The 10,206-nt window shown below is 65.7% G+C and carries 10 protein-coding genes and 1 pseudogene; 7 read left to right on the plus strand and 4 right to left on the minus strand.

All coding sequences use genetic code 11. From position 1 onward, the window contains the following. Positions 1-50 precede the first annotated feature (50 nt). On the plus strand, positions 51-455 hold the full coding sequence (locus G584_RS0108385) for a sensor histidine kinase (RefSeq protein WP_028494232.1): 405 nt from the start codon (positions 51-53) through the stop codon (positions 453-455). Here the strand turns inward: G584_RS0108385 and G584_RS0108390 are convergent. From G584_RS0108390 to G584_RS0108405, 4 genes are all read right to left on the minus strand, one after another. Further along, complete coding sequence (locus G584_RS0108390) at positions 452-1,957, minus strand: alkaline phosphatase (protein WP_028494233.1); 1,506 nt, start codon at positions 1,955-1,957, stop codon at positions 452-454. The two genes, G584_RS0108385 and G584_RS0108390, sit on opposite strands and share 4 nt — an antisense overlap. A 275-nt stretch (positions 1,958-2,232) precedes the next feature. After that, positions 2,233-3,063, minus strand: a complete 831-nt coding sequence (locus G584_RS0108395; RefSeq protein ID WP_028494234.1) for a hypothetical protein — start codon at positions 3,061-3,063, stop codon at positions 2,233-2,235. Positions 3,064-3,068: 5 nt separating this feature from the next. Beyond that, entirely contained in the window at positions 3,069-4,061 is a 993-nt protein-coding gene (locus tag G584_RS0108400; protein ID WP_028494235.1) for a M20/M25/M40 family metallo-hydrolase, read from the minus strand. Then, on the minus strand, positions 4,061-4,714 hold the full coding sequence (locus G584_RS0108405) for a response regulator transcription factor (protein WP_028494236.1): 654 nt from the start codon (positions 4,712-4,714) through the stop codon (positions 4,061-4,063). The genes G584_RS0108400 and G584_RS0108405 overlap by 1 nt, the downstream gene beginning before the upstream one ends. 42 nt (positions 4,715-4,756) lie before the next feature. On the opposite strand from G584_RS0108405, the gene G584_RS0108410 reads away from it, so the two are divergent. From G584_RS0108410 to G584_RS0108435, 6 genes and pseudogenes are all read left to right on the plus strand, one after another. Next, on the plus strand, positions 4,757-5,980 hold the full coding sequence (locus G584_RS0108410) for a class I SAM-dependent RNA methyltransferase (RefSeq protein WP_028494237.1): 1,224 nt from the start codon (positions 4,757-4,759) through the stop codon (positions 5,978-5,980). 353 nt (positions 5,981-6,333) lie between these two features. Continuing rightward, positions 6,334-6,777: a type II 3-dehydroquinate dehydratase gene (aroQ, locus tag G584_RS0108415; protein WP_028494238.1), complete on the plus strand. Its 444-nt coding sequence runs from the start codon at positions 6,334-6,336 to the stop codon at positions 6,775-6,777. An 84-nt stretch (positions 6,778-6,861) separates the two neighbouring features. Then, positions 6,862-9,282, plus strand: coding sequence for a DNA gyrase subunit A (gyrA, locus tag G584_RS0108420; RefSeq protein ID WP_028494239.1), 2,421 nt, complete (start codon positions 6,862-6,864; stop codon positions 9,280-9,282). Further along, positions 9,282-9,593 carry a divalent-cation tolerance protein CutA gene (gene cutA, locus G584_RS0108425; protein ID WP_015716405.1) on the plus strand — a complete coding sequence of 104 codons (312 nt, stop codon included), beginning with the start codon at positions 9,282-9,284 and terminating at the stop codon, positions 9,591-9,593. Before gyrA ends, cutA begins: the two co-directional genes overlap by 1 nt. Next, positions 9,590-9,871 (plus strand): annotated as a pseudogene (locus tag G584_RS12080) (nucleotidyl transferase AbiEii/AbiGii toxin family protein); the annotation flags it as partial. The gene cutA and the pseudogene G584_RS12080, both read left to right, overlap by 4 nt. Positions 9,872-9,895: 24 nt before the next feature. Then, the coding region (locus G584_RS0108435; RefSeq protein WP_028494240.1) for a helix-turn-helix domain-containing protein at positions 9,896-10,206 on the plus strand (311 nt) is incomplete at its 3' end.

Here is a 10,206-nt window from a genome sequence, read left to right on the forward strand (position 1 = left end):
AAGCCAGGTCATCAACCCCTCGCATCCCTTTTGACCCGAAGAGGCCCATTTTGGTCTTGAAGGCGGGGATAAGGAGCCCCCGGCAGGGGTGGGAGGACCGCCGCCTCATGCCAACCCTGCCCTCCACCGTTTTCCAGAAGCAAGGGCTTACCCTGGAGCTGGACCTTCCAGAAGAGCCTTGCCGGGTCCTGGCCCATCCCGCCGCGCTCCAGGCAATGGTGGTGACCCTCCTGGAAAACGCCCTTCAGCACACCGCCCGTGGGGGCAAGGTCACGGTCAGGGTGCACGGGAACCAACTTACCGTGGAGAATGCACCCAGCCATCCCAATCCCGGTACGGGTCTAGGCCTGCGATTGGTGCAAACCCTAGCCCGAGCTCAGGGGGGAAGCGTGCACCTGGAAGCAGGAGCTGGATTTCGCGCCAAGGTGCACCTTCCCCCCTATCCCGGGGCCTAGGCCCAAACCTCGCTGGGGTGGAGCACCCCTTGGGGCCTGGCCTTAAGGAGCTCCAAGGCCTCCTCCTCGGACATGGTGGGGTTCTGGTAGCGCAGGCCCAGGGCCTCTCCCATGAGGCCGAAGACCTGGGTGTTGTCCAAAAGCCCCAGGCTCAGACCTCGGAGGCCTTGACCGTAAAGGAGCAACATCACCGGGCTTGCCGTGTGCTGGCCCGAGCCAAAGCCGATGTTGGGCCGGTCGGGCCTCGAGGGGTTGCGCTGCACCATGGCCCAGGAAAGGGTGTTATCCGGCTGTATACCGTAGCGCACCGCGTCTGGGCGGTACACCTTCCTGGTTAGCGCCTCGATGACCATCTGCACCTCCGCCTCCTCGAGGGCCACCCCCTTCAGGGCCCGGTAGGCCTCCCTGACCTGGTCCGCCTCCGGCCGCTCTCCCAGCACCCGGCGCATCCACTCCAAGCTCGCCCGCTGTGCCGCAAGAAGGTCCAGGCCTATTGAGCTCTCCAGATAGCTCCGGCCAGCCCCGTAAAGGACACCAGGCCCAGTAGCGTGGTCGGAAACCACAAGGAGCAGGGTGTCGGGGTGCTGATCCACGAAGGTGGTAAGGAGCTCTAAGGTCTCGTCGGCGGCCAAAACGTCCCATAGGGTAGCCCCAGGGTCATTGATGTGGTTGGCGTGATCAATGCGCCCAGCCTCCACCTGCAGGACAAACCCCTGCCGGTAGGCAGCCAACCGGGGCAAGGCCGCCTGGACCATCTCCTTCAAGCTGGGCACCCCAACCCCTTGAAATCTACGGTCTATCTCGTAGGGTAGATGACTTTCAGAAAAAATACCGATGATCCGGGAAGCGTTGCTCCGGGCAAGTTCCTCAGCGGAGCGGACCACCCCGTACCCTTTCTGGGAAAAAGCCTCGTAGAGGTCCTTTCCATCCGGACGCGAGCGCGCCTGGAAAAAGCGGTTCCCTCCCCCCAGGTAGACCTCCGCGCCAAACTCCAAGTATTGCTCGGCGATTCTGGCCTCGGCGTTGCGGTCGGGATTGGACACTACAAAACTGGCAGGAGTGGCATGGGTCACAGTGGTGGTGGTCACCAGGCCCACAGCCTTCCCCACCTCTTTAGCGGCGGCGAAGATGGGCTTCAAGGGGGTCCCATCCGCATGGATAGCCAAACCTCCGTTTACCGTCTTAACCCCACAGGAGAAAGCGTTCCCTGCAGCACTGGACTCGGTGACATAACTGGTCAGACTGTGGGTGTTGATTTGCCCATTGGGATACCGAGCCAAAAGCTTCTCCAGGTGCAGGGTCCGGCCAAGGCGCCTCCGGGAGTAGGCCTGAGCAATGGCATAGTCCTCCCAGGAAAAACCATCGTAAACGAAAACAATAAGGTTGCGATACCGCCTGCCCAGGACAGGACGGTTCTGGGGCGCTCCTTGCGTAACCCCTCGTGGCAAAGCGGCCAAGGCCCCCGCGAGCACTGCTCCCTTCAGCAACTCCCTTCGCCTCATCCTCTCACCTCCGGTCCTAAGTTAGCCAAGAATTGTCAGTCCCAGGTCATGCTTTGGATTCCTAAGCTTCTATGCTCCAAAAACCTCGCAGAAACTGTCTACCGAAGCACCCATGCGGACCCAAGCCCGCATGAGGTGGTATCAACCGGGACTGGGTAGAAACAGGCTAGGACGAAGGCCAGAGCATCCAAGGGCACCAAGCCCCTACCCCGCCTCACGGCCGGCCTGATGGGGACGGTTCGCAGCACCCATCAAGGGGCTTAACGCAAGGGCACCTAGGCCCCCATCTCCTCCTTCAGGGCCTTCAGGGCCGCGGTCCAATCCTCCCCCAGGGTGAGGAGGCGGTAGGGTTTGGAAAGCCTTCGCGCCGCCCGCCTCAGGAGCCCGGGGATAGGGGGGCAAGCGTAAGAGACCACCAGGAGAAGGCCCCTCACCCGGCCCAAGCGGTGGAGGTAGTGGACCATGCCCACCAGTTCCCGGTCGGTGGGAAGGTCCATGGGGAGGAGCCTATTCCCCTCCTCCCTGAGCTTCTCCGGGGGCAGGTCGGGGAAGTAGGGGATGAGCCCCTCCCGGGACAAGGCCTCCTCCACCGCCCTCCGGAAGGACTCGTCCTCGAGGAGGTAGGGCTGGGCCACCACCCCCACGCTCCCCAGGGGGGTCTTGAGGGGAGGAAGGGGTTTTAAAAGCCCCCGCACCCGGTCCAGGGCCCGTTCCACCAGCATGGGGTTCTGGGTGAGGAGGTGGCCCACCTCCGCTGCCCGGCCCAGGACCCTTTCGGAAAGCTCGGCAGGCACCTTGAGCACCGGGGGAAGCCCCGGAAAGTAGCGGAGAAGGGTGGCCTCGAGGTCCAAAAGCCACGGGCACTGCCCCCCGCCCTTTTCCGACTCCACCCCCCCTTGGAGGTCGGGAAGGAGCAGGTAATCTACCCCTTGGGCCTTCAGGGCCTCCACCTGGGCCAAAAGCTCCTGCACCGGCAGGCAGTAGGGCTGGTGGCGGGCAGGCGGCACCTCTACCCGCACTGCCTCCACCCCCAAGGCCTTTAAATACGCTTCCCAAAAGCCCAGGTATCGCCGGGACAGGAAGCCCCTCAGGACACCCACGCGCATACGCCCTATCCTACGCCAAGGGCCTTTAAAAAAGCCAGAAGCACCTCCCGTCCCTCCCAAAGGCTTTGGGGAAGCACCCATTCCTCCGGGGTGTGGGCCCCACCCCCCCGGTACACCCCCAGGGCCAAGGCGGGGATACCCCGTTCGATGGCGGCGCTGGCATCGGTGGAACCCGGCTGGAACTGGGGCCTTTCCCCGATCTTGGCCAGCGCCACCTCCGCAGCCTGGAGGAGCCTGGGCGTGGCGGTGCTCCCCGCAGGCCTCCTTCCCAGGACCTCCAGGGAAACCTCCACCCCATGGAGTTGGGCCGCCTCCTCCAGAACCTCCTGGGCCTTGTGGTAGAGGGTGCGAAGCGCCTCCTCCTCCAAAGCGCGGATCTCCAGCAAGGCCGAGGCCTCCTTGGGAATGGCGTTGACCGCCTCGCCCCCCCGAAGGCCGCTGGCGTTCAGGCTGGCCTCACCCCCCACCTCCTTAAACAGGGTGTGCAGCCGGGAAAGCCCCTCCGCCAGGGCAAACACGGGATTGGGGGTCCCCCTGTCCCCCCAGGCGTGGCCGCCCCGGCCCAGAAAGGTGACCCGGAAACGGACCGAGCCCAAAGCCCGGTCCACCACCCCCGGCAGGTACCCATCCACCGCCACCACCACCTCAGGAGCCAGGGTTTCCACCAGGGCCCGGGCCCCCTTGAGGTTCCCCAGACCCTCCTCCCCCACGGTGAAGCCCCGCACCACCCCGGGCATCTCGGGAAGGGAGAGGAGGACGGCCACCCCGCTGGAGTTGTCCCCCACCCCCGGGCCATAGAGCCTCTCCCCCACCCGCCTCAGGGGCTTTGGCGGCAACACCGTGTCCAGATGGGCGAGGAGGAGCACCGGCCCCTCCCCCGCCCACACGTTGCCCAGGCCATCCCTTCGGGCCCTGGGCAGGTGGGCGGCCACGAAGTCTCCCCGCAGCCCCTCTCCCGCCAGGGGGGAGAGCTCCAGAAGAAGCCGCACCGGGTCCACTACTCCTGGGGCTCGGGCCCGGCCAGCCCCTCCCGTATGGCGTAAAGGGCCGCCTGGGTGCGGTTGTTCAGGTGGAGTTTCTGGAAGATCTCGGAGAGGCGGTTGCGCACGGTCTTCTCGGAAAGCTGAAGCTCCGCGGCGATCTCCAGGTTGGTGTAGCCCTGGGCCACCAGCTTGAGGATTTGGATCTCCCTCTCGGAAAGCTCCGCATGGAGGGGAAGGCTGGACTCCTTCTTGGCCCGGAAGTCCTGGATGATCCGCCCGGCCAGCTCGGCATCCAGGAGTACCTCCCCGGCGTGCACCCGGCGGATGGCCCCGATGAGTTCGCTGGCGTCGGTATCCTTGAGGAGGTAGCCCCTGGCCCCTGCCTTCACCGCCTCAAAAACGTAGGCATCCTGGCGGTACATGGTAAGGATGATCACCTTGGCCTCGGGCCACTCCTTGAGGATGGCCTGGGTGGCCTGTACCCCATCCAGGCTCGGCATCTGGATGTCCATGAGGATGACATCCGGCCTGGCCTCGAGGGCATGCCTTAACGCCTCCCAACCGTCCTTGGCCTCGCCCACCACCCGGAAATCCCCTTCCGCCTCCAAAAGGCTTTTCAGCCCCTGGCGGAAGAGGGCATGGTCGTCCGCTAACAGTACCCGAATCACCCCTTCATCTTAGCGCTGACGGGCTTGGTGTAGGGTGAAAGGGTGAAGGTTCTCGCCGTGGAGAAGCTGGTGCCGGGAGGTTACGGCCTCGCCCGCACCGAGGAAGGAGCCGTCCTCATCAAGGGGGCCCTGCCGGGGGAGGTGGTGCGGGGAAAACCCGTGCGCCGCAAGGGAACCCTTTTCCTGGAAGAGGTGGAGGTGCTCACCCCCCGCCCCGACCGCTACCCCCACCCCCTCCCCCCTTCCGCCGACCTGCCCCTGGCCTACGAAAGCCAGCTTCCCCTGAAGGAAGGCCTGGTGCAGGACGCCCTTATGCGCATCGCCAGGCTTTCCTTTTCCCTGGCCCCCATCCACCCCTCCCCCAGGCCCCTGGGCTACCGTACCGCCGCCCAGTACGCCCGCCATCCCCTGGGGGGCCTGGCCTACCGCCTCCCGGAAACCCAGGAGCTTTTCCGGCTGGAGGAGGACCCCCTCTTGGCCGAGCCCCTAGCCTGGGCCTTCTCCCTTCTCAAGACCTGGCCCCTACCCGTGGAGGAGGTGGCCTTAAGGGGAAGCCTCCTCGAGGGCCGGGTGCTCCTCGGCCTCATCGGGGGAAACCCGGAAAACCTCAAGCGCCCCGCCAAGGCCCTGGTGCGGGAGGGGTTCGCCGGGGTGGTCTGGGCCGAACCCTCCCCCAAGGGCCGCTTCCGGGGAAGGGTCCAGCCCCTTCACGGGGAAAGAACCCTGCTGGAGCGGTTCGGCCCCCTCACCGCCACCGTGAGCGTGGAAAGCTTCAGCCAGGTGAACCCCTTGGCCATGGGGGAACTCCTGGAGGAGGCCCTGAACCTGGTTTCCGGCGGGCAACGGGCCCTGGAGCTCTATGCGGGAAGCGGCCTTTTCTCCCTTCTCCTGGCCCCCCGTTTCCAGGAGGTGGTGGCGGTGGAGATCAGCAAGGAGGCCGTGCGCCGGGGAGAGGCGGATAGGAGGCGGCTTGGCATAGAAAACGTGCGCTTCCACCGGGGGGACGCCAAGGAGGCCAGGAACCTCGGCCGCTTTGACCTCGTGGTCCTGGACCCGCCCCGCAGCGGCCTTTCCCCGGAGGTAAGGGCCTACCTTTTGGAGTCCCGGCCCAAGGAGGTCCTCTACGTGGCCTGCGACCCCGCCACCTGGGCCAGGGACGTGGGAGAGCTGGTGAGGGGCGGCTACCAACTGGCCTTCGCCCGGCCCTACGACTTCTTCCCCTTCACCCACCACGTGGAGGTCCTCTCCCTCATGCGGCTAGGGTAGGGGGAGGCCCTGGAAGAAGGGGGCAAAACCCACGGCAACGCGCCCAGCCTCAGGGCTTTAGGAAGTGGGAAAGGGTCAAGGACCCCCTTTGGGCAGGCCCCCACCACCCTAGGGGCACCCGGGGTACCCACCCGGCCCGTATGCGGCTTGGGATCCTTAAGGCCCTTCAGATGGGCCCCCTCCTCCACCGTGGTGCCCTAGCGGCGGGCAACGGGAATAGGGGGTCTCCCCGGAGGCCCCGGTGGACCACAGGGCAGCCCCTAAGGGGCTAGCCTGGGCCAAGGCCAAAGGCCCGAGGACCCCCCGGGCCAAGAACCCGCGCATGGGCTTATCCTATGGGCAAAGGAGCCTATATGGTGCTGATCCTAAACGGACCCAACCTGAACCTTCTGGGCCAGCGGGAACCCGAGGTGTACGGGCGCACCACCCTCGAGGAGCTGGAAGCCCTCTGCGAGGCCTGGGGTGCGGAGCTGGGCCTGGGGGTGGCCTTCCGCCAGAGCAACTACGAGGGCCAGCTGATCGAATGGGTACAGCAAGCCCACCGCGAAGGGTTTTTGGCCATCGTGCTTAACCCCGGGGCCCTCACCCACTACTCCTACGCCCTTCTGGACGCCATACGGGCCCAGCCCCTCCCCGTGGTGGAGGTGCACCTCTCCAACCTCCACGCCCGCGAACCCTTCCGCCAGCACTCGGTCACCGCGGGAGCCTGCCGGGGCATGATCTCCGGATTTGGGGTGCTCTCCTACAAGCTGGCCCTGGTCTACCTGGCGGAGGTCCTCGAGGTGGGCCATCCTTAGAAAACCTCCTCGGTTCGGGTGCCCGGTTCTCAAGGCCGGCTCACCTGATATACTGAAAAAGGGCTTTGGCCTGAGAGGAAGAGTATGCCTGAAACGGTCTTCCCTGTAGAAATCACAGAAGAACTTAAACAAAGCTTCATCAACTACGCCATGTCCGTCATCGTGGACCGGGCCCTGCCCGACGTGCGGGACGGGCTCAAACCGGTCCAGAGGCGGATCCTCTTCGGCGCCTACCAGGAGGGGGTGCTCCCGGGCCGGAAGCACGTGAAAAGCGCCAAGATCGTGGGCGAGGTTATGGGCAAGTACCACCCCCACGGGGACGCCGCCATCTACGACGCCCTGGCCCGTCTGGCCCAGCCCTGGAACCTGCGCTATCCCCTGGTGGATGGCCAAGGGAACTTCGGCTCCTTGGACGGGGACCCCCCGGCGGCCCAGCGTTACACCGAGGCCAGGCTCTCCCCCCTGGGGGCGGAGATGCTTCTGGACATCGACAAGGAGACCGTGGACTTCCGCCCCAACTACGATGGCTCCCTTAAGGAGCCCGAGGTCCTCCCCTCCGCCATCCCCAACCTCTTGGTGAACGGGGCGAGCGGCATCGCCGTGGGCATGGCCACCAGCCTTCCTCCCCACAACCTCTCCGAGGTGGTGGACGCCCTGGTGGCCATGATCGACAACCCCGGGATCACCCTCGAGGAGGTCATGCGCTACCTCCCCGGCCCCGACTTCCCCACCGGGGGGAAGCTCTCCCGGAAAGGCATCCAGGAGGCCTACGCCACGGGACGGGGAAGCCTCAAGGTACGCGCCAAGGTACGCATCGAGGAGAAGGGCCAAAGGCCCATGTTGGTGGTCACGGAAATCCCCTACCAGGTCAACAAGGCGAGCCTCATCGCCCAGATCGCCGCCCTGGTCAAGGCTAAGAAGATCGAGGACATCGTGGCCCTGAGGGACGAGTCCGACCGCCAGGGCCTGCGCATCGCCATAGAGCTCAAGCGGGGAGCGAGCCCCCAGGTGGTCCTGAACCAGCTTTACAAGCACACCGCCTTGCAGACCTCCTTCACGGTGAACCTCCTGGCCATCGTGAACGGGGAGCCCAAGGTCCTCTCCCTCCTTTCCCTCATGCGTCACTACCTGGACCACCGCAAGGAGGTGGTGCGCCGGCGAAGCCTCTTTGACCTCAAGAAGGCCGAGGAGCGGGCCCATGTTCTGGAGGGCCTCCTCATCGCCCTGGACCACATCGACGAGGTCATCGCCTTGATCCGGGCCTCCCAGGATGCGGGGGAAGCCCGAACAGGGCTCATGGAGCGCTTTGGCCTCAGCGACATCCAGGCCCAGGCCATCCTGGACATGCGCTTGCAACGCCTGGTGGCCCTGGAACGGGAAAAGCTCTTAGAGGAGTACCGGGAGCTCATGGAGGAGATCGCTCGGCTTAAGGCCATCCTCGAGGAGGAGGAGCGGCTTTGGGCCGAGGTCAAGAAGGACCTCCTTAGGGTCAAGGAGAAGTACGGGGATGCCCGGCGCACGGTGATCACCGAGTTCGAGGAAAGCTTCAACCCCGAGGACCTCATAGAGGACGAACCCATGGTCATCACCCTCACCGCCCAGGGCTTCCTAAAGCGCCTTCCCCTGGAGAGCTACCGGGCCCAGGGGCGGGGGGGAAAGGGGCTGATCGCCGGCAAGACCAAGGAGGAGGACGAGGCCATCCAGGTCTTCGTGGCCCAGGCCCATGAGGACCTCCTCCTCTTCACCAACCGGGGCCGGGTCTACCGCCTGAAGGTCTACGAGCTACCGGAGATGGGCCGCCAGGCCCGGGGGGTGCACGTGAAGACCCTCCTTCCCCTGGCCGAGGAGGAGGAGGTGGCCGCCCTGCTTTCCGTAAGGGGCCTGGATGGGGAAGGCTACCTGGTCTTCGCCACGGAACGGGGCCTGGTGAAGCGCACCGCCTTAAGGGAGTACCAGAACCTGGGGGCGGCGGGGCTCATCGCCATCCGCCTCCTGGAAGGGGATCGCCTGATCGGGGTGGCCCTTTCCGACCCCGAGGACGAGGCCATCCTGGCCACGGAGGAGGGGCAGGCCATCCGCTTCGCCCTGGAGGAGGTGAGGGCCACGGGCCGGGACAGCCAGGGGGTGACGGGGATCCGCTTCAAGAAGCCGGGCGACCGGGTGGTCTCCCTCTTAACGGTGAAACCCGGAGAGATGGTGGACCTCCTGGCGGTGAGCACCCGGGGCTACGGCAAGCGCACCCCTCTCGCCGAGTACCCCCTGCAGGGCCGGGGGGGAATGGGGGTGATCACCTATAAGGTTTCCACCAAGGTGGGCCGCCTGGCCGCCCTCCTCAAGGTGCGGGGCACGGAGGACCTCCTGGTCCTTTCCAAGAAGGGCCTGGCCATCCGCACCCCCGTGGCCGATATCCGCCAGTACTCCCGGGACACCGCCGGGGTCAAGGTGATGAACCTCCCCGAGGACGACGAGGTGGTGAGCGCCTTCGCCGTGGAGGAGGAGCAGTGATGGAGGAGGTGGTCCTGATCACCGCCCCCAGCGAGGAGGTGGGCCGCACCCTGGCCCGCACCCTGGTGGAGGAGGGCCTGGCCGCCTGCGTGAACCTGGTGCCGGGCCTCACCTCCGTCTACCGCTGGCAGGGGGAGGTGGTGGAGGACCGGGAGGTCCTCCTCATCGTCAAAACCACCACCTTCGCCTTCCCCCGGCTTAGGGAGCGGGTTCTCTCCCTCCACCCCTACACCGTGCCCGAGATCATCGCCCTGCCCATCGCCGAGGGGCACGGGCCCTACCTGGACTGGCTTAAGGAGAACGTGCGGTGACCCAGGAAATGCTGGACTTTCTCCGCGCCCTTCATGGGGCCGGGGCCAGGTTTTTGGTCATCGGCGGGTATGCCCTGGCCTTTTTGGGACGACCCCGTTTCACCAAGGACCTGGACCTCTGGGTGGACGCTAAAGAGGCGGAAAAGGTCCTTGCTGCCATCCGGACCTTCTTCGGCGGCGACGATCTGGGCCTTACCCCTGCCGACCTCGCCAGCCCCGGAGTGGTCCAGCTAGGCTATGCCCCTAACCGCATCGACCTGGTGATAAGAAATCCCCCTAGTCCTCTCCCGTAGAATGGGGCCATGGACCTCGCCAAACACCAACGCCGCCCCCGGCTGCAACTCAAGCTGCAGCATCACCCGGATAACCTTCACGCCCTGTACCGGGAAAGCCAAGACCCCATAGAACGCTCCCGCTGGCACGCCCTCTGGCTCCTCGCCACCGGCCACCCCATCCCAAAAGTCGCCCAAACCCTGGGCTACTCCACCCGCTGGGTCCGGGACACCCTCCACCGCTACAACCAAGGCAAGCCCATGGCCGACCTCCGCCACCAAAACCCAGGCCAGCCCCCCTTGCTCCCCCCAGAACTCCGGGAGGCCTTCCGCCAGGCCCT

This window comes from Thermus antranikianii DSM 12462 (assembly GCF_000423905.1).
Lineage (GTDB): Bacteria > Deinococcota > Deinococci > Deinococcales > Thermaceae > Thermus > Thermus antranikianii.